This is a genomic window from Variovorax sp. Root318D1, from assembly GCF_001424835.1.
Classification (GTDB): domain Bacteria; phylum Pseudomonadota; class Gammaproteobacteria; order Burkholderiales; family Burkholderiaceae_C; genus Variovorax.
The window spans coordinates 216,007-238,852 of record NZ_LMCQ01000024.1; the positions used below are offsets into that span (position 1 = coordinate 216,007).

A 22,846-nucleotide genomic window follows, 5' to 3' on the forward strand; every position below is an offset into this window, starting at 1 on the left:
TGCCTGGGCGCAGGGCTCAGTAGCCGCTGTTTCCGCCGCCGCCGTAGCCACCGCCACCACCGCCGGAGCGGCCACCGCCGCCGCCGCCACGGGGACCGGCGCCGTAGGGGCTGCGGAAACCGCCATCGCCACCACCACCACCGCCGCCACTGCGGCCGCCACCACCACCGCCGTAACCGCCGCCACCGCCGGAGCGGCCACCGCCGCCACCGCTGCGATCGCCGCCACCACCGTAGCCGCCACCACCGCCGCCGTAGCCACCGCCACCACCGCCGCCATAACCACCACCGCCGCCGCCGTAGCCGCCGCCACCACCGCTGCGCGGAGGACGTGCTTCCATCGGACGTGCTTCATTGACGACGACGCTGCGGCCGCCCAGGGGCTGGCCATTCATGCCGTTGATGGCGGCTTGCGCTTCCGCGTCGCTGCCCATCTCGACGAAGCCGAAGCCCTTCGAGCGGCCGGTGTCGCGTTCCATCATGACCTTGGCACTGGTCACCGAACCGAATTGTCCAAAAGCCTGTTCGAGATCACCGTCGCGCACCGAGTAAGGCAGGTTGCCGACGTACAGTTTGTTGCCCATCAAGGGACTCCTATAAACACATAGCAAGAAAAGCGATGGAGTCCCGAAAGCATCACTCAACCAAGAGCTGTCGAGTCGCGCGAAACTGACCGATCACCGAACTTCCTCCCGGCAAAATCAAGAGGGAGGCTCGTGCATTATGGGTGAAATATGTGAAATGCAAGCAGGAATTTGCCGCTTCCTGCAGGGGCTCCAAAAATTACGAAAAGCTAGCGCCCGCTTACCTGCCGACAGAGGGCACTCGGCGGTTAGGTAGAATCCCGAGCGTCATTGGGGAGTAGCCGCCTTCCACCGCGAGAAGGGCCCGCGTCAACAGACTTGTCCTGCCCCACACAGGACATGGCGCGTGCAGTGAATCACCTGGCGAGACCTTTGACCGTGCAACTTCGGGAATATGGCCGAAGGTGTTGCACGGTCAATTGCGTCCTTCGGCCCAAGGAACCCCTGCTCTCATGGAAGCTTTTCTCGTTGCAACGGGCGTGGTTGCGCTCGCCGAAATGGGCGACAAGACCCAGTTGCTGGCCCTCTTGCTGGCCGCTCGTTTCAGAAAACCCTGGCCCATCGTGCTCGGCATCTTTGCCGCCACCATCGTCAACCATGCCCTGGCTGGCGCCGTCGGCAACTACATCACCCGTTGGCTCGGCCCCGAGGTGCTGCGCTGGATCCTGGGCGGCTCGTTCATCGCCATGGCCGCGTGGATGCTGATTCCGGACAAGCTCGATGCGGACGACGCGCCCGCAGCCTCGCACTACGGTGTCTTCGGCACCACGCTCATTGCGTTCTTCCTGGCCGAGATGGGCGACAAGACCCAGATCGCGACCGTCATGCTCGCCGCCCGCTTCACCGACGCCTACGTCTGGGTGGTCGCAGGCACCACGCTCGGCATGATGCTGGCCAATGCGCCCGTCGTCTGGCTGGGCGACAAGATCGTGAAGCGGGTGCCGATCACGCTCGTCCACGGCATCTCGGCGGCGATCTTCCTCGTGCTCGGCGTCGTGATGATCGTCGGCTGGTAATCCGACAGGGCGATATACTGCTTCTTGCGCCGATTTGCTTCAGCTTGCGGGCGCTTTATAAATTCAGCTAAAGACAGTCAGTTGGCGACAACCCGGCTCGTTTTTGGCGAGGCCGGGTTTTTTATTGATGTCGTCACCTTCTTTGGTCGTCTCTTCGCAGTCGATGCAGTTCGCGGGCCCGCTGGCCTTGCGCAGCGGCGCCTCGCTCGGCGACTACACGCTCGCGTATGAAACCTACGGCACGCTGAACGCCGACCGCAGCAATGCGGTGCTGGTGTGCCATGCACTCAATGCTTCGCACCATGTCGCTGGCACCTACGAAGGGCAGCCCAAGTCCGAAGGCTGGTGGGACAACATGGTGGGACCGGGCAAGCCGGTGGATACCGACCGCTTCTTCGTGATCGGCGTGAACAACCTCGGTTCCTGCTTCGGCTCGACCGGGCCGATGCATGTGAACCCCGCCGCCGGGCGCGTCTATGGCGCCGACTTTCCGGTGGTCACGGTCGAGGACTGGGTCGATGCCCAGGCCGCACTGCTCGACGCGCTCGGCATCCGCACGCTGGCGGCCGTGATGGGCGGCAGCCTCGGCGGCATGCAGGCGCTGTCGTGGACGTTGCAGTACCCCGACCGCGTGCGCCATGCGGTGGTGGTGGCCAGCGCGCCCAACCTCACGGCCGAGAACATCGCCTTCAACGAAGTGGCGCGCCGCGCCATCGTCACTGACCCCGATTTTCATGGCGGCCATTTCTACGATCACGGCGTCATACCCAAGCGGGGCCTGCGCATCGCACGCATGATCGGCCACATCACGTACCTGAGCGACGACGTCATGAACGAGAAGTTCGGACGCATTCTGCGCAGTGCGGTCGAGGGCGAGGCGGCGGGGCTGGACTACCGCTATTCGACGCAAGAGATCGAGTTCCAGATCGAGAGCTACCTGCGCTACCAGGGCGACAAGTTCAGCGAATACTTCGACGCCAACACCTACCTCCTGATCACACGCGCGCTCGACTACTTCGACCCCGCGCGCGCCCATGGCGGCAACCTCAGCACGGCCCTTGCCCAGGCCACTGCCAAGTTCCTGCTCGTGAGCTTCAAGACCGACTGGCGCTTCTCGCCCGCGCGCAGCCGCGAGCTCGTGAAGGCGCTGCTCGACAACCGCCGCAACGTGAGCTATGCCGAAATCGACGCACCGCACGGCCACGATGCCTTCCTGCTCGACGACGTGCGCTACATGGGCGTGGTGCGGTCCTACTTCGAGCGCGTGGCGCATGAGATCCAGGCCGAAGGGGCAGCGCAATGAGTGATATCGAAACCCAGCGACTCATCGCCAATCTGGTGCCCGAAGGCTCGCGCGTGCTCGACCTCGGCTGCGGCGACGGCGCCATGCTCGACCTGCTGCAGCGCGAGCGCGGCTGCAGCGGCTACGGCGTCGAAATTGCCGACGGCAACGTGCTGAAGTGCATTCGCCGCGGCGTCGACGTGATCCAGCTGAACCTGGACGAAGGCCTTGCCGTGTTCGACGACGCCACCTTCGACGTGGTGCTGCAGATCGACACGCTGCAGCACTTGCGCAATGCCGAGGTCATGCTGCGCGAAACCGCGCGCGTGGGCCGCATCGGCATCGTCGCCTTTCCCAACTTTGCGCATTGGCCCAACCGCATCAGCATTGCGCGCGGCCGCATGCCGGTGACGCGCCGCCTGCCCTACCAGTGGTACGACACGCCCAACATCCGCGTCGGCACGTTCAAGGACTTCGAAGTGCTGGCGCAAAAGAACAGCCTGCGCGTGCTCGACGCCTTCGGCGTGCAGGAAGGCCGCAGCGTGCGCTGGCTGCCCAATGCGCGCGCGGGCACCGCGGTGTTCAAGTTTGAGCGGGAGCGCTGAGCGCCCTGGAGAACGGCGGACTCATGAGCTTCACGCTCTCGCAACCGGCGCACAGCGAGTTGCTGATCAAAAAGAGCCGCTTCATTGGTTGCGTGCAGCCCGTGTCCGACCGCGCCGCGGCACTGGCCATCGTCGCGTCGCTTCGCAACGAACACCCCGCCGCCGCGCATGTCTGCTGGGCATTGATGGCAGGCGGCCAATCGGCGGCCAACGACGACGGTGAGCCGGGCGGCACCGCCGGCAGGCCGATGCTCGAGGTGCTGCGGCACCAGCAACTCGAAGGCGTGCTTGCCACGGTGGTGCGGTACTTCGGCGGCATCAAGCTGGGCGCGGGAGGGCTCGTGCGGGCCTACACCGATGCCGTGGCACAGGCCTGCCTCGGGGCAACGCTGATCGCGCTGGTGCGCCAGCGGCTGCTGCAATGCGCCGTGCCCTATGCGCTCGAGGGGCTGGTGCGGCGCGAAATTGCGGCCGTTGCAGGCGCCTCGCTTGTCGACGTGCGCCACGGCGATGCGGTGGACTTCACGTTCACGCTGCCCGAGCCGGACGCGAACGCCTTCATCGCCCGCCTCGACGATGCTGCGCAAGGGCGCGCCGTCTGGCAGCAGGCGTAAGCCGCCGCGTGGGCACCGCCGGTGCCGAAGGCGCCGTCATCGCCAGCACGCCACGCCCCGCTATCGGCAGGGGCTCGGCATCCTCATTGGGACCGCGCCGCGCCATCTCGGCGGTGACGATGCCCGTCGGCACGGCCAGCACGCCCCAGCCCAGCAGCATCATCACCGAGGTAATGGCACGGCCGAGATCCGTCTTGGGCACGAGGTCGCCGAAGCCCACCGTGGCCATGGTCGAGATGGCCCAGTAGATTGCGATCGGAATGCTGGTGAAGCCGTGCACCGGGCCCTCCACCACGTACATCAGCGTGCCCATCACCAGCACCACGAGCATCACGAAGCCCACGAACACCGTGATCTTCCGGCGGCTCGCGGCCACGGCCGAGACCAGCGCCCGGTATTCCACCGAGTAGCGCGACAGCTTGAAGATGCGGAAGACGCGCAGGAGCCGCAAGACGCGCACGTCGATGAGATAGGCGAGTTCGGGTGCGAACGCCACCAGGTAGGTCGGCAGCAGCGCCAGCAGGTCGATCACGCCGTAGAAGCTGAGCGCGTAGCGCATCGGTTTGTTCACGCAGGCGAGCCGCGCAATGTATTCGAGCGTGAACAGAATGGTGAACGTCCATTCGAACGCATTGAACAGCGACCGCCACTGGTCGCGGATCGACTGCACGCTGTCCAGAATGACCACCAGCACGCTGGTCACGATGACGGCAATCAGCGCCAGGTCGAAGAGCAGGCCGGCGCGCGTGTCAGCCTCGAAGATCACCGTGAACAGCCGGCGTCGCCAGCCGCTTGCCGGCTTGTCGAAGCGCGCATCGATGGTCGAGGAGATCGCGAAGGTCCGGGCGGCAGAGTCGGTGTTCGTTCGGGTCATCTTTTGCAAGGCCGAGGCCACTGGAGAGTGCCATTGTCGGGCGGCCATGGATTTATTCAGTTACGTTTCTTGCGCAATGAAGTGCCGCAGGCCACGAGGGGGTTCTTACGATAGCCCCTTTGTTGAGGAGCTCCCCATTGGCTACACAGTCCCCCTTTTTCGGCAAGCGTGATCGTGACACCGACTCGTTGACCTCTCGCCCCGCGCCGCTGGTGGGTTCGGGTACCAATCTCTCGGGTTCGCCCGTCAATCCTTCTTCGCTGACCGCCCAGCAAGGCGGCCTGTCCGCAGCGACCGCACCCGCCAAGGAAGGCGGCAGCAAGCTCACCGTCGGCCCCAACATCAAGCTCAAGGGCGTCGAGATCACCGATTGCGACACGCTCGTGGTCGAAGGTCTGGTCGAGGCCACGATGGACTCGCGCCTGATGCAGATCGCCGAACAGGGCGAGTTCAAGGGCTCGGCTGAAATCGACATCGCAGAAATCCGCGGCGTGTTCGACGGCAACCTCACGGTGCGCGAAAAGCTCGTGATCCATTCGACCGGAAAGGTCACCGGCAAGATCCGCTACGGCAAGATCGTGATCGAAGAAGGCGGCCAGCTGTCGGGCGAAATCAGCTTCGGCGCCAAGCCGTCGCTGCAAGCCGCGGCCTGATCAGACCGCTTCTTCGGGCGGCTTCCAGCCCAGGCGCTCCAGCAAGGCACCGGCCGCGGCCGGTGCTTTTTCTTTGGCGCCGTTGATGAAGTAGACGAACACCTCGCGCTTCTTGGGCGATCCGGCCCACTGCTGCGCGCGCTCGGCCCAGCTGTCGAGCGCTTTCGGCGCATAGCCCGTCTTGAGCTTGGCGTCGGCCATCATGAGCCGTGCATAAGCGAAGTCGCCTTCGGGCTCTTCGAACGACGGGAACTTGTCCGCGTCGGTGAACACGGTCGATACCTTGTATTTTTTCGCGAGCGCCTGGTAGGCGGGCGTGACGAAGCTCTCGTGCCGCACGTCCATGACGTGGCGCAGCGCGCGGCTGCCCTCTTTCTTGGGCAGCAGCTGCAGAAAAGCCTCGAAGTCCTCCGCATCGAACTGCTTGGTCGGCATGAACTGCCAGACGATCGGTCCGAGCTTGTCGCCGAGCTCGACCACGCCGCTTTCGATGAAGCGCTTGATCGAGTCTCCCGCGGTCGCAAGCACCTTGCGATTGGTGGTGAAGCGCGACGCCTTCATCGAGAACATGAAGTCCTCGGGCACCTCGTCGTGCCACTTGCGGAAGGTCTCGGGCTTGAAGGTGCTGTAGTAGGTGCCGTTGATCTCGATGGCGCTCACATGGCGGCTCGCATAGCGCAGTTCCTTGGCTTGCGCGAGCCCCTTGGGATAGAAGTTGTCGCGCCAGGGCTCGTAGGTCCAGCCGCCGATGCCCACCCTGATATCCATCTGGTTCGAAGTCGATGTTGCCTTGCTCACATTGCGCTCCGGGTTGAGATCGCCCGCACTCTACGCGGGGTCGCGCACGGGCGCAAAATGCGTTTTTTCGTCACCCGCGGAGAATCCCCCGATGAACGCCCCCCTGCACCGCGAAATGCCCGCCGCAACGCTCGATGCCGAGCGCGCCCTGTCCGATGTCAGCGCCCGCTGGGACGGCGACATCGTCAAACAGCTGACCGACTACATCGCCATTCCCGCCAAGTCGCCCGGCTTCGACGCCGACTGGGCCGCGCACGGCTACCTTGAAACGGTACTGCGCAACGCGGCCGCGTGGGTCGAGGCGCAGAAGGTCGAGGGCCTGAAGCTGGAGATCGTGCGCCTGGAAGGCCGCACGCCGGTGCTGTTCTTCGAAGTGCCGGCCACCGGCACCGACATGGGCGAGACCGTGCTGATGTACGGCCACCTCGACAAGCAACCCGAATTCACTGGCTGGCGCAACGACCTCGGCCCCTGGACGCCCAAGTACGAGAACGGCCTGCTCTACGGCCGCGGCGGCGCTGACGACGGCTATGCGGTCTACGCCAGCGTCGCCGCGCTGCAGGCGCTCAAGAGCCAGGGCGCAGCGCATCCGCGCATCGTGGGTCTCATCGAAACCTGCGAGGAAAGCGGCTCCTACGACCTGCTGCCCTATGTGGACGCGCTGCGCCCGCGGCTGGGCAATGTCGAACTGGTGATCTGCCTGGACTCCGGCGCCGGCAACTACGACCAGCTGTGGCTCACCACGTCGCTGCGCGGCATGGCCAGCGGCACGCTCAAGGTCGAAGTGCTGACCGAAGGCATCCACTCCGGCGACGCGTCGGGCCTGGTGCCGTCGAGCTTTCGCATCATGCGGCAGGTGCTCGACCGCCTCGAAGACAGCGCCACCGGCCGCCTGCTGCCCGCGAGCTTCCATTGCGAAGTGCCGTCCGACCGGCTGGCGCAAGCCAGGGCCACCGCCGCCATCCTCGGCGACGAGGTCTACAAGCGCTTTCCGTGGGCGCATTACGACTGCGGCGGCTCGACCATGTTTGCCCTCCCGACCACCACCGATCCGGTGGAGGCGCTGCTCAACCGCACCTGGAAGCCGACGCTGTCGGTCACGGGTGCGGAGGGCTTTCCGGCGCTGAAGGACGCGGGCAACGTACTGCGCCCGTACACCGCGTTCAAGCTCTCGCTGCGCCTGCCTCCGCTCGTCGATGCGGCCGAGGCAGTGCAGAACCTGAAAAAGCTGCTCGAGGACAACGCGCCCTACCAGGCACGCGTGACCTTCGAAAGTGGCGGCGGGGCTACGGGTTGGAATGCGCCGACGATCACGCCCTGGTTCGAAGACGCGCTCAACAAGGCGTCGCGGGCGCACTTCGGCGCCTCCTGTGGCTACATCGGCCAGGGCGGCACCATTCCGCTGATGAACATGCTGAGCGCCGGCTTCCCGAAGGCCCAGATGATGGTCTGTGGCGTGCTCGGCCCGAAGAGCAACGCGCACGGACCCAACGAATTCCTGCATGTGCCCTACGCCAAGAAGCTCACCGCCGCCGTGGCCGAGGTGATTGCGGCCTTGCCGGCTGCGCATCGCGCCGCGACCGCGGAGCCCGTAGCCGCTTGACCGGACCTGCGCCGCTGACGCCAACTTGGCTGCAGCGCGTTTCGCTGTCCACGCCGGACGGCGAGACGCTGTCGCTGCGCCGCCTTCCGGCGGCTGGGCGATCGCGCGGCGTGGTGGTGCTGGTCCATGGGCTTGGCGAGTATGCTGGCCGCTACAAGGCGCTGGCCGAGCGCCTGCGTGGGTGGGGCTTCGCCGTGTGGGCGCATGACCATCACGGGCACGGCGAGTCCTCCGGTGCGCGCGGCGGCCTGCCGAGCGAGTTGCGGCTGGTCGACGACCTTGCACGGGTCATCGACGATGCGCGGCGCGAGAACCCTGGCCTGCCGCTGGTGCTGCTGGGCCACAGCCTCGGCGGGCTGGTCGCGGCCAGCCTCGTGGCGCGCGGCGTGCGGAGCGTCGACGGGCTGGTGCTGTCTTCTCCGGGGCTCGATCCCGGCCTGAATAAGTTCCAGAAGGCGCTGCTCGCCGTGCTGCCGCGCATTGCGCCCGGGCTTCGCGTCGGCAATGGGCTGGACGACAATTTTCTTTCGCACGACCGCGCCGTGGTGCAAGCCTACCGAGACGACCCGCTCACGCACGACCGCATCGGAGGCCGGCTCGCGCGCTTTCTCGCGCACGAAGGGGCTTTGGTGCAGCAGGTAGCGGCGCATTGGCCGGTTCCTACCTTGTTGATTTACGCGGGCGACGATCGTCTGGTAGTGCCGGCCGCCAGCCGTGCCTTCGCCGAGGCGGCCGCCTCCGGCGGGATGGTCGAAGCGCGGTGCTTCGAATCCCTGTATCACGAGATATTCAACGAGGTGGATGCCGGGCCGGTGTTCGCCGCGCTGCAACGCTGGCTCGACAAGCGCTTTCCGCCGGGCTGAAGCCTCCCTTCAGGCGTTCGCGGCAGCCTCGCGGCGGCGCGTCTGCGCAAGCCACAGCAGCGCCGCGCCCGTGAGCACCACCGGCACCAGCGAGCCGTAGTTCAACAGTTGCCAGCCCTGCGTTGTCACCAGCACGCCCGAGGCGAACGAGGTCAGCGCCACCGTCGCGAACACGCAGAAATTGAGCGCGCCCTGCGCCCGATCGCGCTCTTCCGCCGTGTAGGCCGTGAGCGAAAGCGTCGTGCTGCCGGTGAACAGGAAGTTCCAGCCCACGCCTAGCAGGCACAGCGCCACCAGAAAGTGCCGCAGTTCCACCCCCGACAACGCAACGGCTATGCAGCAGAAGTTGAGCGCGAGCCCCACCCCCATCACCGGCAGCGCGCCAAACCTGCGAATGAGGTGTCCGGTGAAGAAGCCCGGCGCGAACATGCCGATCACATGCCATTCGAGCACCAGTGCGGCATCGGAAAACGGCAGGCTGCAGATCTGCATGGCGATGGGCGTGGCGGCCATCAGCAGGTTCATCACGCCGAACCCCAGTGCCCCCGCCGCGGCCGCCACGATGAAGACCGGCTGCCGCACGATTTCGGACAGCGGCCGCCCACCCAGTGCCTGATGCCGGGTCAGCGTGGCGGGAAATTCGATGAAGCGCATGACCCCCATCGACAGCAGCGCCACCGCCGCCAGTGCGATGTACGCGCCTGCGAACTGCACGGCGAACACTTCGCGCGTTGCGGCCGCCAGGTTGGGGCCGGCCACCGCGCCGATCAAACCGCCGGCCATCACCAGCGACACCGCCTTCTCCCGCCAGGCCGGCGCCGCGAGTTCGGCGGCTGCAAAGCGGTAGAGGCCCGCGTTGGCGTTGTAGTAGCCCGCCACCACAGTGGCGAAGCAAAGCAGCCAGAAGTTCTTGGAGACCGCCGCGAACGCGCACAGCAAGGCCGAGCCGAAGCCGATGGCCAGGCCGATCTGGAACGACCCGCGTCGGCCGAAGCGTTGCTGTGTGCGCGCCACCAGCCCGGTGGTGAGTGCGCCACCCACCACGTACCCCATGACCGGCAGGGTGGCCATCCAGTTTTGTGGCGCGATGCTGAGGCCCACCAGCCCGTTGATGGCGATGAACGTGACGTTGTTGGTCAGGAACAGGCCCTGGCAGATGGCGAGGAGCCAAAGGTTGCGGTTCATGAAAAAATGGCAGTGGCGCGCAGCGGCATGGAGCCTGAGGTTCTACGCGATTCGCCCTTGCTGCGCCAGCCGAAATGCGCAGGCGAAAAAAAGCGCCCTTGCGGGCGCTGGAATTCTTGTGAGCGAACTTGCCTACGGCTGCCTGTTCTGCAGCAGGCCGCCGAGCGAACTGAGGAGATCGTTCTGTTCGCCGAGGCCCTGCTCCGGCACCTTGCCCTGCGGCGTGAGCTGATCGATGAGAACGGGCAGCAGGGTGGCCAGCATCGGCAGCAGCGTTTGCGCGTTGATGCCCAGCTTGGAAGCGATGCTGGCAATGGTGTCGCTGCCCAGCGCGTCTTGCAGTTGCCCGCCTGAGACCGGCTGGTTTTCTCCCTTGCCGATCCAGGAGCCGATCACGTCGCCCATGCCGGCCTGTTCGAATTTCGACACCAGCCCTCCCAGGCCTCCTGCGCCGCCGTTGTTGGCGAGCAGCCCGCCCAGCGCGCCGGCCAGTCCGCCGAGATCTCCCATCCCGCCGCCTTGCGGTTGCTGCTGCTGTTGGGCCGCGCCTCCGAGCACCTGGCCGAGTACCGAATCAAGCAAACCCATGGACATTCCTTGGTGTGTGACAGAACCGCTCGCATTTTCCAATGCAAACGGACGGCGAGCCGATAGTGGGCGCTGCCAAAACTCTGCTGTGTGACAAATTACCGCGTACGTGCCGGGCGTTTGGGCAGCAGTGCGGGACTCACCCCTTGCACGCCCACCAGGCCCAGCACCGTGACGAGCGAATTCTGCGCGCCCTTCCATGCATCTGTCACGTCGATCGACTCGGAGAGCGCATGAAAACCCGTCGACTTGCCGCCGCTACCGATGATGATGGCCGGGATGCCGTACGACATCGGTACGTTGGCATCGGTGCTGCCGCCGCGCAGCATCGTCTTGTGGCCAAAGGCGGTGTTCGAGCGGATGGCCGCTTCCACCATCGCTGAATCGGAAGGTGTCCGCCCGCCGGGCCGGTCGCCGATCAGCTTGTTGCTTGCGCTGAGCGTGCCGACATTCCAGCGCTTGTTTTCTTCGACCACGGCCTCGTCGATGGCCGAGAGGATTTTTTTCTCCGTCTCCAGCAGCGAGGCCATGTCGTCCGAGCGGATGTCGACGGCCATGCGCGCATCGGGTGCGATGGTGTTGACCGAGGTCCCACCGCCCACGGTGCCGACGGTGTACGTGGTCTTCGGGAAGCTGGGCGTGCGCACCTCCGCGATCTTGGCAATGGCGCGGCCCATGCCATGGATCGCGCTGGGCACTTGGCCGAAAGCCGCAAAGCTGTGGCCGCCAGGCCCCTTGAATGTGACCTCGTAGCGGTGGCTCGCGGTGCCCAGGATCAGCACGTTGCCGTCGGGCGAAGGCTCCAGCCCCACCATGCCGTCGATGTCCAGGTGGTCGCGGAAGATGGCCTTCATGCCGCGCAGGTTGCCCAGCTCTTCCTCGCCGACATTGGCAACGAACAGCAGGTCGCCCACGGTCTGCACCTTGTTGTCGTTGAGCACCTTGAGCCACGAGAGCAGCACCGAGAGGCCGCGCGTGTCGTCGGCGATGCCGGGGGCATGAAGCCTGCCGTCCCGCTCCTTCACCTTCACGTCGGTGCCAGCGGGAAACACGGTGTCCAGATGCGCCGAGATCAGCAGCTTGGGTCCGTTGCCGGTGCCCTTGCGCAGGCCGACCACGTTGCCTTCGGAATCGATCTTCGCGTCCGCGAGGCCCAGCGCCTTCATGCGCGCAAGGAAGGCTTCGGCGCGCTTCTGTTCCTTGAAAGGCGGTGCCTCGATTTCCGTCAGCATCTTCAGGTCTTCGATCGCGCGGTCGTGGTCGGCCTTGACTGCGTCGAGCAGCTTCTGGATTGCGGGCGCCGCCATCAGCTGGGTAAAGGCTTTATCCACCTCGGGAGCAACCTGCGCCGGCGTGGGCGCAACGGCCGTGTTCTGGGCCTGCGCGCCTTGCGCGGCGCAAAGCATGGCCAGAACCAGGGGCGCAAGGGGGGCGAGCCGGTGGGCGCGTGGCGAACGAAGCATGGCGTGAAGATCCTTCTCTCTGTCTGTCATGACGAATGGGTGAGGCACGCTCGCCTCACGGGAACACAGTCAGGGGCCGGCGAGCGATACCAGTGCCGCAAGCGCGGCCGTCTCGGCGCGCAGCACGCGCGGTCCGAGAGTGACCGGCGCAAAGCCGCACGCCAGGGCCTCCTGCTCCTCGGCGCCGCTCAAGCCGCCTTCGGGGCCGCTCAGCACCAGTACGCTGCGATCCGCCAAACCCGATGCCGCGGCATCGGCCAGGCGCCGTGTGCCGTCGGCGAGGCTCAGGACAAGGCGCAGCGCACTGCCAACGGTGTTCGCCTCGATCCAGCCCGAGGGGCTCGAAAACGGCCGCACCGGATGGATCACCGGCACGCGGTTGCGGCCACATTGCTCGCAGGCCGCGATGGCAATCGCCTCCCAATGCGCCCTCTTCTTTTCGGCGCGCTCACCCGAGAGGCGCAGAACGCCGTGGGCCGTTGCCAGCGGCTGGATGCTTGCGACGCCCAGTTCGGTGGCTTTCTCGACCAGCCAGTCCATGCGCTCGTTGGCGGGCATGCCGACCGCCAGATGTACCGCGCGAGCGGCTTCGCGCTCCAGGGGCGCATGCGCGCCGAGCGTCACCGAAACGTCGCTGCGTCCCATGCGCTCGACCGTGGCTGCGTATTCGCCGCCCGCGCCGTCGAACAGCGTGAGCGCGTCGCCGGGCTGCATCCGCAGCACCTGCACGTGGCGCGCCGCGCCGGGGGGCAGTTCGAACGTGGCACCCGCAATCAGCGGCACCGGGCAATAGAAACGGGGCATCTAGGGCCGACCGTAGACGAAGCCGGTGAGCGCCGAGCTGCCTTCGATTTCGTCGATCACGCGCAGCAACGGCGTCAATTCCATGTAGCGGCTGGCCGTCGATCGGATGTAAGCGATGAATCGGGGCGTGTCGGCCAGGTAGCGGGGCTTGCCGTCACGCAGCGTCAGGCGGGCGAAGATGCCGGCGACCTTGAGGTGGCGCTGCAGCCCCATCCATTCGACCGAGCGGTAGAAAGCACCGAAATCGGAGTCGACCGGCAGCTTGGCTTTGCGAGCGGCCTCCCAGTAGCGGATCGTCACGTCGAGCACGAACTCCTCGTCCCAGCTCAGGAAGGCATCGCGCATCAGGCTTGCGATGTCGTAGGTGATCGGGCCGTAGACCGCATCCTGGAAGTCGAGCACGCCCAGGTCAGCTGCCGAGCCGCCGCCGGGCCGCCCCAAGGCGGCGAGCGCCCCCTCGGGGGGCAGCGAGGACACGCCAGTGCCGAGCGTGGGGGCCATATTGACCATGAGATTGCGCGGCATGAAGTCGCGGTGCACGTAGACGCTCGGCGAAGCCAGATTGCTCTCGACGATGAGCCTGAAGCTGCGCTCCAGCCGTTCCTTGAGCTTGCCCTCGACGGCAATGCCGCGGTGACGCCCGATGTACCACTCGGGAAAGAGCGCCAGTTCGCGCTCGAGCAGCGCGCGGTCGTAGGGCGGCAGCACGCCCGGCTTGGACGCCAGCTGCCAGCGGATCAGCGCATCAATGGCCTGGTCGTAGAGCGGACGGCTCGCGTCAGGCTGGGCCGGATCGATCACGTCGAGCATGGTCTGGCGGCCCAGGTCGTCCAGCAGCAGGAAGCCATTGACCCGGTCCCATTCGAACACCGTGGGCGCGATCACACCGGCCTCGGCCATCAAGCGGGCAACCTGCACGAAAGGTTCGCTGTTTTCCTTGTCCGGCGGCGCGTCCATCACGATGCAGGTCCCGCCATCATCCGCGGCGTCGATCCGGAAGTAGCGCCGAAAGCTCGCGTCGGCGGACGCAAGGCGCACGGTATCGGGCAACAAGCGGTGCGTGGCGGAGATGCCGGCCAGCCATTGCTGGAAGGTTGCGGCACGCTGCGGATCGGCCCAGAGAATGGCCTCGGCGGAGGGGGTAGGCTCGGAAGCCGGGAGCGAGGGTGCTGTCATGGATAATCGATTCTACAAATCCGCCTGGCGCGGCAACTCCTGCGATCCTCCACGGTCGAACAGGGCTGCCGCCGGCTCCTGCAACCTGCCGGCCTGCCGCGCCGTCCTCCCGACGATCCTTCGTTCCTGACCGATGCCTACGATCCAAAGCCCTCACGCTTGGCACCTTGTGCACTCGCAGCCCTCCCGGGGGAGACTGCGTGACTTCTCCGGAACGACTGGGCGGGTGGCTTGATGAGCCGACGCGCTGCCTTGCGGCGTTCCGGCCCGCCCCTGCCTTTGGCCGTGTTGTCGCTGGCGCTGCTGCATGCGCACGGCGCATTCGCGCAGCAGGCGGGCGGCCTCGATGGTCCGCTCATACTCAAGCGCACGCCGCAACTCACCGAAACGCTTCCGGCCAATGAACGCAGCCAGCTGCCGAGCCTCATCACCGGCGACAAGCTGTCGGGCCGGCAAGACCTCGAAACCGTGGTCGAAGGCCGCGCCACGCTGCGGCGCGGCGAAGTCGCCATCACGGCCGACCGGCTCGAGTACTACCAGCCCGACGACCGCGCCAAGGCGCGCGGCAACGTGCGGGTCAACCAGGCCGGCAACGTGTACGAAGGCCCCGAGCTCGAGCTCAAGCTCGAGACCTTCGAGGGCTTTTTCAATAACGTGCGCTATTCCTTCCTCGCCAACGGCGGGCACGGCGAGGCGCAGCGCATCGATTTTGTCGACAGCAACGTCTCGGTGGCCCGCAACGCCACCTACACAACCTGCCGCCGCGAAGACTTTCCGGGCTGGATGCCTGCCTGGCTGCTGACCGCGGCCACGATGACCACGGACACCGAGGAAAACGTCGGCGTGGCCACCGATGCGCGGTTGAGTTTCATGGGCATCAGCACGCCGCCGCTTCCCAGCGTGAGCTTTCCGCTGTCGAACGAGCGCAAGAGCGGCCTGCTGCCGCCGACGATCGGCGTCGACAACACAAACGGCGTCGAGATCGCGCAGCCGTACTACTGGAACATCGCACCCAACCGCGACGCCACGTTCACGCCCACGCTGATGAGCAAGCGCGGACTCAACCTGGGCTCGGAATTCCGCTACCTCGAGAAGGACTACAGCGGCAGCATCCGCATGGACCTGATGGGCAGCGATCGCCTGGTGGGGCAGCGCTACAACGAGCTGCGCGCCACCCAGCTCCAGCAGCTGGCCAACGGCGAAATCCAGGCCAAGGACCTGACCGCTGCGCCCGGCAGCAGCAAGCGCTGGGGCATCTGGGCCAATCACCACCAGGAGTTCAACGCCAAGGCGCTGGGCCTGGATTCGCTGTCGGCCAACATCAACATCAACCGCGTCAGCGACGACGACTATTGGCGCGACTTCACGCGCACGCCCACCTTGGCGCAGCGCCAGCTGTCGAACGAAGCGGCGCTCAACTGGAGCAAGGGCGACTGGAGCGGCGGGATTCGTGCGCTGCGCTACCAGACGCTGCAATACAGCTTGTCGCCGATCGTCCCGTCCTATGACCGGATGCCGCAGATCACGGCCAACTACAACAAGTACGACTGGCACGGCTTTGACGTTTCGCTGAACCTCGACTACACGCGCTTCCGCGTCAACAGCATCCTTTCGGGCCAGCCTGGTTTCGACATCAACCAGCAGTCGCAGCCCGACGGCGATCGCGCGCTGGCCATTGGCTCGATCAGCCGGCCGTTCATCACGCCGAGTTCCTTCGTCATTCCCAAGCTGCAGCTGAACACGGCTTCGTACAACTACTATCTGCCGCAGTCGGACGTTCCCAGGCTCACGGTAAACGGGATCCAGTACGTCAACGGCGTGCCCTACAACCCGAATTCGCTGTACTTCTTTCCGACCTCGAGCAACAGGACGGTACCGACCTTCAGCCTGGACAGCGGCCTGATCTTCGAGCGCGACGCAAGCTACTTCGGCCGCGCCTTCCGCCAGACGCTGGAGCCGCGCGCGTACTACGTCTACACGCCGTACCGCAACCAGAGCATGCTGCCGAACTACGATTCGGCGGCCAACGACTTCAGCTTTGCGACCATCTACACCGAGAACGCGTTCTCGGGCAACGACCGCATCTCTGACACCAACACGCTCACGCTCGGCGTGACCTCCCGCCTGATCGACCCCGAAACCGGCGTCGAGGCGGCGCGCTTCGGCATTGCGCAGCGGCTGCGCTTCAGCGACCAGAAGGTCACCCTGCCGGGCGGCACGCCGGTGACCGACCGGGCGAGCGACCTGTTGGTGGGCGCGCAGATCAACTGGACGCCCAAGTGGAGCCTGGACACCGTGGTCCAGTACAACCCCGACACGCGCAAGTCGGAGCGCTCGGCCATCAGCGCGCGCTACAACCCCGAGCCGTATCACAACCTGAGCGCCGCCTTCCGCTACCAGGCGCCCAGCACCCCGACCGCCACCGACGGCAACAAATCGTTCGACGTGGGCTGGCAATGGCCGCTCAACGACCTGTGGGGCGACAAGGGCAAGGACCTCGGCCCCGGCAAGGGCCAGGGTGGCGGACGGTGGTACGCCGTCGGCCGTCTCAACTACAGCCTGCAGGACAAGAAACTCACGGACGGCGTGCTCGGCTTCGAATACGACGGCTGCTGCTGGATCGGACGCGTGGTGCTCCAGCGCGTCACCACCGGCCAAGTGACCGCAAACACCCGCATCATGTTCCAGCTCGAATTCGTCGGATTTTCCAGCATCGGATCGAGTCCTATGCAGGCCCTTAGGCAAAACATCCAGCGCTACCAGCCTCTTCGCCAGCCCACCGAAGGGCCGAGCCGCTTCACCAATTACGACTGAGACGATTGAGCAACGCCATGAAACACATCCGTTCCATCCTTACCTTGAGCTGCCTCGCGGCGCTGGCCGCATCGTCGGGCGCGCAGGGCCTGCGTCCCGGTGGCGGCAGCGGCATCACGGACATCATGCGCGCCGGACCGCGCCTTGCTCCCCCCGTTGCACGACCCGCACCTTCTACCGCCGCGCCGGTGCAGCGCTCGGCCGAATACATCGTCGCCCTGGTCAACTCCGAACCCATCACCAACACCGAGGTGCAGTCGCGCGTGACGCGGCTGATCCGAGAAAACGACGAGGCCGAGCGCGTTCCCCGCGCCGAGCTCACCCGCATGGTGCTCGAGCGCCTGATCTCCGAGCGTGCCCAGCTCCAGCTGGCCAAGGAAAACGGCATCAAGGTGGACGACGTTGCCATCGACCAGGCCGAGCAGACCGTGGCGCGGCAGAACCAGGTCACGGTTGAAGAACTGCGCCGCCGTGTGGTGGCCGAGGGCATCTCGCCGCGCGAATTCCGCAACGACCTGCGCGACCAGCTGCTGCTCACGCGCCTGCGCGACCGCGAGGTCGAATCGAAGGTCAAGATCAGCGACTCCGAAGCCGACGAATACCTGCGCGACCAGCGAAACTCCCCCACCAAGGCCGCGTCGCTGCAAAACATCAACCTCGCGCACCTGCTGGTCGCCGTGCCCGAGAACGCGACTCCGGCGCAGGTCGCCACCTTGCAGCAGCGGGCTCAAAGCCTGGCGCAGCGCGCCCGTTCGGGCGAAGACTTTGCCAAGCTGGTGCAGGAAAACTCCGATTCGCCCGACCGCGCCAACGGCGGCGCAGTCGGCATGCGCACCGCGGACCGCTATCCCTCGCTGTTCGTCGAAGCCACGCAGTCGACAGCAGTCAACGGCATTGCAGGGCCGATTCGCTCGGGCGCCGGCTTCCACGTGCTGAAGGTGCTGGCCAAGTCGCAGCTCGGCGCCACCGATGCCACCGTCACCCAGACGCAGGTCCGCCACATCCTGCTGCTCAACGATCCCAAGCGCCCCACTGCCCAGGCCGTGGCGCAGCTCGCCGAATTCAAGCGACGCGTGCAAGCCGGTACGGCCGATTTCGCCGGCCTTGCGCGCGACAACTCGCAGGACGCGAGCGCCAAGGAAGGCGGCGACCTGGGCTGGTCGCGTCCGGGGCAGTTCGTCCCCGAGTTCGAGGAAGCCATGGACCGGCTCGCGCCGGGCCAGATCAGCGACCCCGTCGTGTCGCGCTTCGGCGTCCACCTGATCCAGGTGGTCGGCCGGCGCGAGTCCAAGCTCACCCAGGCCGAGCAGCGCGAAGCTGCGCGCGCGGTACTGCGCGATCAGCGGGTTGAAGAGGCCTTCACCACCTGGGTGCAGGAAGTGCGCGCGCGCGCCTACGTCGAATACCGCGAGCCACCCCAGTCCTGATGGCCCATATCGCCAGGAAACGCTTCGGGCAGCACTTCCTGTCCGACGGGGGCATCATCGATGCGATCGTGGACGAGATCGCCCCGCAGCCTGGCAACGCCATGGTCGAGATCGGTCCGGGGCTGGCGGCGCTCACGCAGCCGCTGGTCGAGCGGCTCGGGCGCCTGACCGTCATCGAGCTTGACCGCGACCTGGCCAAGCGGCTGCGCGACCATCCGCAGCTCGACGTCATCGAGTCGGACGTGCTCAAGGTCGATTTCGCCGAGCTCGCCGCCAGGTTTTCGGCCCCGCTGCGGGTGGTGGGCAACCTGCCCTACAACATCTCCACACCCATCCTGTTCCATCTGCTGGGCTTTGCGCACCTGATTGCCGACCAGCATTTCATGTTGCAGAAGGAAGTGATCGACCGCATGGTCGCCAGGCCCGCGACTTCCGACTACAGCCGCCTGAGCGTGATGCTGCAGTGGCGCTACGAAATGGAAAACGTGCTGTTCGTGCCGCCCGAGAGCTTCGACCCCCCGCCGCGCGTCGACAGCGCCGTGGTGCGGATGGTGCCGCTGGCCCAACCGCCGGCCGTCGATGCCGCCCGCCTCGGCGAGATCGTGCAGGTCGCCTTCAGCCAGCGCCGCAAGATCATGCGGCACACCTTGGGCAAGTGGCTGGACGAGCACGGCTTCGCCGGCCAGTTCGATGCCCAGCGCAGGGCCGAGGAAGTGCCGGTGGCCGAGTACGTCGCCTTGGCCCAGGCCGTTCCCCCCGAGCCCAAATAGAAAAAGCCCGTCGAAACGGGCTTTTTTGTTGGCGCTTGGGCGAGCCTTAAGCTGCGGCTAGCCAGTAGCCCGCGTTGAAGGGGCTGCTCATGCGCAATGCGAGCGGCGAGACGTCGACCAGTTTATCGGTCGGCATTTTTTCGCCTTCCGGCTCAGTGCCGGTTGCCGCGGCAGCTGTGCCGCCGTTGATTTCGATGCCATCGAGTGCTGCGCCGTTCGGCTGAGCCTCGTTCGCCCGTTCTGCTTGGCTGGTGTGTGCAGAACGGGCTACAGAAAAGAATAGAAGCACCGGAACGGGACTTTTCGGTCCCCCCAGTAGTCGGAGGCGTCGCGGAAGATGTCGAGCAGTTGCTCGCGCGCTTCCTTGTCGAACTTGGCGTTGGCCGGGATCTGCTCGAGCACGATCACAAAGCCGGGCTGCGGGCCCGATTTATGCAATGGGTCGGTCATGCAGTCGTACAGCGCGTCAAAATTCTTGCCGAAGTGCGCCGGAAAGGTGAACTGCTGGGCAATCAGGTCGAGAACGTCCTGCTTGGTCTGGGCGTTGCCCAGATTGGCGTACAGGAAATGCTGGCCCGCGGCGTTCGCGGCTTCCTGCAGGTCGTTCACGCGGAACGCACGAATCGACTGCACGATGTTCGGGCGTACGGCACGAAGGGATAGTGTCATCTCCGCTGGTCTTTCCATAGTCATCATCATTTCTTCGGGCCGCTTCGGGGCGCCGCTCAAGTCGTTGTCATCGCTCATGGTGCAATCCGTCTGAAACTCGCGTAGTGGTCTGCCGTGTACCAGCAGGCCTCGGGTGTTGTGCGCTGTTCACCGCCGCAGACAATGCGACGCGCCCCTCGGTCCCGCGAGCCGGGCGTTGCCACCGTGTACTCGCGGTAATGACCGCGCCGCGCTTGCGGCAAGAGACGCTCGCGATTGCCAAATACCGTGCCGTCCTTTTCATATTGGAAGGGGCCGCCACTCAGAATGGCTTTGTAGGTTCGCTGGCCCTGAGCCGGTAGTTCGGCCAGTGCAATCGAATCCTGGGCGGGCTTTCCGGTGCCAAACCAATCGCGGGCTTCGGCCCCCGTCGCCAACGCCGCCAGCAAAAAGCCGGTGAGCGCAAACTTAGTGACTGAGGACGTGATCGAGGCGTAAGCCGCCATGGGGCACCACAAGAAAAGAGCGGGTTCCGAATTGGCGATCAACCCTGGGGTTAACCCGCAAATTCAAGCCCGCGAGTGTGCACCACGCTGACGAAAATAGCAAGCGACTGCCCAAAGATTGAGCAGTGCATGGGACGGAGAGTGGCGCCCAAAGTGGGCGACCACTCTCGAAAAAAGGCTTATCGCTCAGCGTTTGCGTCAGCGACTGTCAAGGCCGTCATGTTCACGATGCGCCGAACAGTTGCGCTGGCCGTGAGAATATGCACAGGTTTGGCCGCGCCGAGCAGCACCGGGCCGATCGCAATATTTCCGCCTGCCGCAGTTTTGAGCAGGTTGTAAGAAATATTGGCTGCGTCGATGTTCGGGAAAACCAGCAGATTGGCGTTGCCCGCCAGCGCGCTGTGCGGCATGACGATCGCGCGCTGCTTGCTGTCGAGCGCCACGTCGCCGTGCATTTCGCCGTCCACCTCGAGCCAGGGCGCCTGCACACGCAGCAGGTCCAGCGTCTTGCGCATCTTGATGGCGCTGGGTTCGTTGCTGGTGCCGAAGTTGGAGTGCGACAGCAGCGCGGCCTTGGGCTTGAGGCCGAAGCGCATCATTTCCTCGGCCGCCATGGTCGTGATCTCGGCCAGTTCCTCGGGCGACGGGTCGTAGTTGACGTGCGTGTCGACCAGGAACACCTGGCGATCGGGCAGCAAAAGTCCGTTCATGCAGGCGTACACCGGCACGTCCTGCGGAGTGCTCTCGCAGCCGCCCGGGCGCTTGCCGATCACCTGATCGATGTAGTGCAGGTGGATCAGCGTGGTGCCCCAGGTGCCGCAGATCATGCCGTCGACCTCGTCCTTGTGCAGCAGCATGGCGCCGATCAGCGTCAGGCGGCGGCGCATCTCGATCTTGGCGGTTTGCACCGTCTGGCCCTTGCGCTCGGTCATGCGGTGGTAGGTCTGCCAGAAGTCGCGATAGCGGTGGTCTTGCTCGACGTTGACGATGTCGTAGTCGAGCTCTTCCTTCAGCCGCAGGCCGAACTTCTCGATGCGCTGAGCAATGATGGCCGGGCGGCCGATCAGCGTGGGGCGGGCAATGCCTTCGTCCACCACGATCTGGGCCGCGCGCAGGACGCGTTCTTCCTCGCCCTCGCAATATGCCACGCGCTTCTTCTGCGCGCGCTTGGCGGCGTCGAAGATCGGCTTCATCGTGGTGCCCGAGGCGTAGACGAAGCTCTGCAGGCGGTCGCGGTAGGCGTCCATGTCCTTGATGGGGCGCGACGCCACGCCGCTTTCCTCGGCGGCCTTGGCCACCGCGGGTGCGATCTTCATCATCAAACGCGGATCGAAGGGCTTCGGAATCAGGTATTCCGGCCCGAAAGACAGCTTTTCGCCGACGTAGGCGGCAGCAACGCGCTCGCTCTGCTCAGCCTGGGCGAGGTCGGCAATGGCGCGAACCGCGGCAATTTCCATCTCGTCGGTGATCGTGGTGGCGCCCGAATCGAGCGCACCGCGGAAGATGTAGGGGAAGCACAGGACGTTGTTGACCTGGTTCGGGTAGTCGGTCCGGCCCGTGGCCATGATCACGTCGGGGCGCACGGCGTGCGCGTCTTCAGGCGCAATTTCCGGGTTCGGATTGGCCAGTGCGAAGATCACCGGGCGCGGCGCCATCTTGGCCACCATGGCGGGCTTGAGCACGCCGCCAGCCGAAAGGCCCAGGAACACGTCGGCGCCCTCGATCACCTCGGCCAGCGTGCGGGCCGTGGTTTTCTGCATGTACTGGCGCTTGTCGTCGTCCATGAGCTCTTCGCGGCCTTCGTAGACCACACCGGCTAGGTCGGTCACGAACACGTTTTCGCGTTTCAGGCCCACCTTGAGCAGCAGGTTCAGGCAGGCCAGCGCCGCGGCGCCCGCGCCCGAGGTGACCAGCTTGACCTCGCCGATGTCCTTGCCCGCGACCTTGAGGCCATTGAGCATGGCCGCCGCCACGGTGATGGCCGTTCCGTGCTGGTCATCGTGGAACACCGGGATCTTCATGCGCTTGCGCAGCTCGCGCTCGACGTAGAAGCAGTCGGGGGCCTTGATGTCCTCGAGGTTGATGGCGCCGAAGGTTGGCTCCAGCGCGGCGATGATCTCGACCAGCTTGGCTGGGTCTTTTTCGTCGATCTCGATGTCGAACACATCGACACCGGCAAACTTCTTGAAGAGAACGCCCTTGCCTTCCATCACCGGCTTGGACGCCAGCGCGCCGATGTCGCCCAGGCCGAGCACCGCGGTGCCGTTGGTGATCACCGCCACCAGGTTGCCGCGCGCCGTGTACTTGAAGGCGTTGGCCGGGTCCTTGACGATTTCTTCACAGGGCGCGGCCACGCCGGGCGAATAGGCTAGCGACAGGTCGCGCTGGTTGACCATCTGCTTGGTCGCGGCGATGGCAATCTTGCCCGGCACCGGAAGCTCGTGGTACTCGAGGGCGGCGCGACGCAGTTCGGCGCGCTTGTCTTCGGGCGTAGGGGTCGATGAGGTCGTCAAATCGGACATGGGCCGTTGCTCCTGGTGGCGCTTCTTCTGGGGGCGCCGATTGTAGACCTCG

General features: G+C 65.7%; 21 protein-coding genes and 1 riboswitch. Of the genes, 10 read left to right on the forward strand and 11 right to left on the reverse strand.

The features are described from left to right. Nucleotides 1-16 precede the first annotated feature (16 nt). Nucleotides 17-583 carry an RNA recognition motif domain-containing protein gene (locus ASC78_RS28255; protein WP_055807328.1) on the reverse strand — a complete coding sequence of 189 codons (567 nt, stop codon included), beginning with the start codon at nt 581-583 and terminating at the stop codon, nt 17-19. 260 nt (nt 584-843) lie between these two features. Further along, nucleotides 844-1,020, forward strand: a riboswitch (yybP-ykoY riboswitch). Nucleotides 1,021-1,035: 15 nt separating this feature from the next. Between ASC78_RS28255 and ASC78_RS23870 the strand changes: the two genes are divergently transcribed. The 4 genes from ASC78_RS23870 to ASC78_RS23885 all read left to right on the forward strand — a co-directional run bounded on the left by ASC78_RS23870 (nt 1,036) and on the right by ASC78_RS23885 (nt 4,100). After that, nucleotides 1,036-1,599 (forward strand): TMEM165/GDT1 family protein, encoded by a 564-nt coding sequence (locus ASC78_RS23870; protein WP_055807331.1) that lies wholly within the window; start codon nt 1,036-1,038, stop codon nt 1,597-1,599. A gap of 127 nt (nt 1,600-1,726) precedes the next feature. Continuing rightward, nucleotides 1,727-2,902, forward strand: coding sequence for a homoserine O-succinyltransferase MetX (gene metX / locus ASC78_RS23875; RefSeq protein WP_055807334.1), 1,176 nt, complete (start codon nt 1,727-1,729; stop codon nt 2,900-2,902). Continuing rightward, nucleotides 2,899-3,486 (forward strand): methionine biosynthesis protein MetW, encoded by a 588-nt coding sequence (metW, locus tag ASC78_RS23880; protein WP_055807337.1) that lies wholly within the window; start codon nt 2,899-2,901, stop codon nt 3,484-3,486. The genes metX and metW overlap by 4 nt, the downstream gene beginning before the upstream one ends. 23 nt (nt 3,487-3,509) lie before the next feature. After that, a complete protein-coding gene (locus ASC78_RS23885) occupies nt 3,510-4,100 on the forward strand; it encodes an IMPACT family protein (RefSeq protein ID WP_055807340.1) in 591 nt (196 codons plus the stop codon). Here the strand turns inward: ASC78_RS23885 and ASC78_RS23890 are convergent. Next, the gene (locus ASC78_RS23890) at nt 4,045-4,974 is read right to left on the reverse strand and encodes an ion transporter (protein WP_055807874.1); all 930 of its coding nucleotides are present in this window, start codon (nt 4,972-4,974) and stop codon (nt 4,045-4,047) included. The genes ASC78_RS23885 and ASC78_RS23890 overlap by 56 nt on opposite strands. Before the next feature lie 137 nt (nt 4,975-5,111). Here ASC78_RS23890 and ASC78_RS23895 point away from each other — a divergent pair, with 137 nt between their 5' ends. After that, on the forward strand, nt 5,112-5,627 hold the full coding sequence (locus ASC78_RS23895; protein WP_055807343.1) for a bactofilin family protein: 516 nt from the start codon (nt 5,112-5,114) through the stop codon (nt 5,625-5,627). Here ASC78_RS23895 and ASC78_RS23900 read toward each other — a convergent pair whose 3' ends face one another. Beyond that, a complete protein-coding gene (locus tag ASC78_RS23900) occupies nt 5,628-6,425 on the reverse strand; it encodes a DUF72 domain-containing protein (protein ID WP_055807346.1) in 798 nt (265 codons plus the stop codon). A gap of 91 nt (nt 6,426-6,516) precedes the next feature. Here ASC78_RS23900 and ASC78_RS23905 point away from each other — a divergent pair, with 91 nt between their 5' ends. Together ASC78_RS23905 and ASC78_RS23910 are read left to right on the forward strand one after the other, a co-directional pair. Continuing rightward, a complete protein-coding gene (locus ASC78_RS23905) occupies nt 6,517-8,028 on the forward strand; it encodes a M20 family metallopeptidase (RefSeq protein WP_055807349.1) in 1,512 nt (503 codons plus the stop codon). Next, nucleotides 8,025-8,891, forward strand: coding sequence for an alpha/beta hydrolase (locus ASC78_RS23910; RefSeq protein WP_235505197.1), 867 nt, complete (start codon nt 8,025-8,027; stop codon nt 8,889-8,891). Before ASC78_RS23905 ends, ASC78_RS23910 begins: the two co-directional genes overlap by 4 nt. 9 nt (nt 8,892-8,900) lie before the next feature. Here the strand turns inward: ASC78_RS23910 and ASC78_RS23915 are convergent, their stop codons facing one another. The 5 genes from ASC78_RS23915 to ASC78_RS23935 all read right to left on the reverse strand — a co-directional run bounded on the left by ASC78_RS23915 (nt 8,901) and on the right by ASC78_RS23935 (nt 14,107). Next, nucleotides 8,901-10,076 carry an MFS transporter gene (locus tag ASC78_RS23915; protein WP_055807351.1) on the reverse strand — a complete coding sequence of 392 codons (1,176 nt, stop codon included), beginning with the start codon at nt 10,074-10,076 and terminating at the stop codon, nt 8,901-8,903. Nucleotides 10,077-10,208: 132 nt separating this feature from the next. Beyond that, the gene (locus tag ASC78_RS23920) at nt 10,209-10,664 is read right to left on the reverse strand and encodes a YidB family protein (RefSeq protein ID WP_055807878.1); all 456 of its coding nucleotides are present in this window, start codon (nt 10,662-10,664) and stop codon (nt 10,209-10,211) included. A gap of 98 nt (nt 10,665-10,762) precedes the next feature. Continuing rightward, nucleotides 10,763-12,127, reverse strand: coding sequence for a M20/M25/M40 family metallo-hydrolase (locus tag ASC78_RS23925; RefSeq protein WP_055807354.1), 1,365 nt, complete (start codon nt 12,125-12,127; stop codon nt 10,763-10,765). 69 nt (nt 12,128-12,196) lie between these two features. Next, nucleotides 12,197-12,931: a 16S rRNA (uracil(1498)-N(3))-methyltransferase gene (locus ASC78_RS23930; protein ID WP_055807357.1), complete on the reverse strand. Its 735-nt coding sequence runs from the start codon at nt 12,929-12,931 to the stop codon at nt 12,197-12,199. Beyond that, nucleotides 12,932-14,107 (reverse strand): aminoglycoside phosphotransferase family protein, encoded by a 1,176-nt coding sequence (locus ASC78_RS23935; protein ID WP_055807360.1) that lies wholly within the window; start codon nt 14,105-14,107, stop codon nt 12,932-12,934. A 234-nt stretch (nt 14,108-14,341) separates the two neighbouring features. Here ASC78_RS23935 and ASC78_RS23940 point away from each other — a divergent pair, with 234 nt between their 5' ends. From ASC78_RS23940 to rsmA, 3 genes are read left to right on the forward strand one after another with little or no spacing between them, the layout of a single operon-like run. Further along, complete coding sequence (locus ASC78_RS23940; RefSeq protein ID WP_055807362.1) at nt 14,342-16,921, forward strand: LPS-assembly protein LptD; 2,580 nt, start codon at nt 14,342-14,344, stop codon at nt 16,919-16,921. Nucleotides 16,922-16,938: 17 nt separating this feature from the next. Then, entirely contained in the window at nt 16,939-18,348 is a 1,410-nt protein-coding gene (locus ASC78_RS23945) for a peptidylprolyl isomerase (protein WP_055807365.1), read from the forward strand. Beyond that, entirely contained in the window at nt 18,348-19,118 is a 771-nt protein-coding gene (gene rsmA / locus ASC78_RS23950; RefSeq protein ID WP_055807369.1) for a 16S rRNA (adenine(1518)-N(6)/adenine(1519)-N(6))-dimethyltransferase RsmA, read from the forward strand. The genes ASC78_RS23945 and rsmA overlap by 1 nt, the downstream gene beginning before the upstream one ends. 267 nt (nt 19,119-19,385) lie before the next feature. Here the strand turns inward: rsmA and ASC78_RS23955 are convergent, their stop codons facing one another. From ASC78_RS23955 to ASC78_RS23965, 3 genes are all read right to left on the reverse strand, one after another. Continuing rightward, complete coding sequence (locus ASC78_RS23955) at nt 19,386-19,811, reverse strand: barstar family protein (protein ID WP_086012221.1); 426 nt, start codon at nt 19,809-19,811, stop codon at nt 19,386-19,388. Between the two features lie 50 nt (nt 19,812-19,861). After that, the gene (locus ASC78_RS23960) at nt 19,862-20,272 is read right to left on the reverse strand and encodes a ribonuclease domain-containing protein (protein ID WP_055807372.1); all 411 of its coding nucleotides are present in this window, start codon (nt 20,270-20,272) and stop codon (nt 19,862-19,864) included. A gap of 179 nt (nt 20,273-20,451) precedes the next feature. Next, nucleotides 20,452-22,794, reverse strand: a complete 2,343-nt coding sequence (locus ASC78_RS23965; protein ID WP_055807880.1) for an NADP-dependent malic enzyme — start codon at nt 22,792-22,794, stop codon at nt 20,452-20,454. Between the last annotated feature and the right edge of the window lie 52 nt (nt 22,795-22,846).

Excerpts from the sequence above, each read along its gene's own strand:
- ASC78_RS28255 (WP_055807328.1), bottom strand. The coding sequence starts at position 583 with ATGGGCAACAAACTGTACGTCGGCAACCTGCCTTACTCGGTGCGCGAC.
- ASC78_RS23870 (WP_055807331.1), top strand. The coding sequence starts at position 1,036 with ATGGAAGCTTTTCTCGTTGCAACGGGCGTGGTTGCGCTCGCCGAAATG.
- metX (WP_055807334.1), top strand. The coding sequence starts at position 1,727 with ATGTCGTCACCTTCTTTGGTCGTCTCTTCGCAGTCGATGCAGTTCGCG.
- metW (WP_055807337.1), top strand. The coding sequence starts at position 2,899 with ATGAGTGATATCGAAACCCAGCGACTCATCGCCAATCTGGTGCCCGAA.
- ASC78_RS23885 (WP_055807340.1), top strand. The coding sequence starts at position 3,510 with ATGAGCTTCACGCTCTCGCAACCGGCGCACAGCGAGTTGCTGATCAAA.
- ASC78_RS23890 (WP_055807874.1), bottom strand. The coding sequence starts at position 4,974 with ATGACCCGAACGAACACCGACTCTGCCGCCCGGACCTTCGCGATCTCC.
- ASC78_RS23905 (WP_055807349.1), top strand. The coding sequence starts at position 6,517 with ATGAACGCCCCCCTGCACCGCGAAATGCCCGCCGCAACGCTCGATGCC.
- ASC78_RS23915 (WP_055807351.1), bottom strand. The coding sequence starts at position 10,076 with ATGAACCGCAACCTTTGGCTCCTCGCCATCTGCCAGGGCCTGTTCCTG.
- ASC78_RS23920 (WP_055807878.1), bottom strand. The coding sequence starts at position 10,664 with ATGGGTTTGCTTGATTCGGTACTCGGCCAGGTGCTCGGAGGCGCGGCC.
- ASC78_RS23925 (WP_055807354.1), bottom strand. The coding sequence starts at position 12,127 with ATGCTTCGTTCGCCACGCGCCCACCGGCTCGCCCCCCTTGCGCCCCTG.
- ASC78_RS23930 (WP_055807357.1), bottom strand. The coding sequence starts at position 12,931 with ATGCCCCGTTTCTATTGCCCGGTGCCGCTGATTGCGGGTGCCACGTTC.
- ASC78_RS23935 (WP_055807360.1), bottom strand. The coding sequence starts at position 14,107 with ATGACAGCACCCTCGCTCCCGGCTTCCGAGCCTACCCCCTCCGCCGAG.
- ASC78_RS23940 (WP_055807362.1), top strand. The coding sequence starts at position 14,342 with ATGAGCCGACGCGCTGCCTTGCGGCGTTCCGGCCCGCCCCTGCCTTTG.
- ASC78_RS23945 (WP_055807365.1), top strand. The coding sequence starts at position 16,939 with ATGAAACACATCCGTTCCATCCTTACCTTGAGCTGCCTCGCGGCGCTG.
- rsmA (WP_055807369.1), top strand. The coding sequence starts at position 18,348 with ATGGCCCATATCGCCAGGAAACGCTTCGGGCAGCACTTCCTGTCCGAC.
- ASC78_RS23955 (WP_086012221.1), bottom strand. The coding sequence starts at position 19,811 with ATGACTATGGAAAGACCAGCGGAGATGACACTATCCCTTCGTGCCGTA.
- ASC78_RS23960 (WP_055807372.1), bottom strand. The coding sequence starts at position 20,272 with ATGGCGGCTTACGCCTCGATCACGTCCTCAGTCACTAAGTTTGCGCTC.
- ASC78_RS23965 (WP_055807880.1), bottom strand. The coding sequence starts at position 22,794 with ATGTCCGATTTGACGACCTCATCGACCCCTACGCCCGAAGACAAGCGC.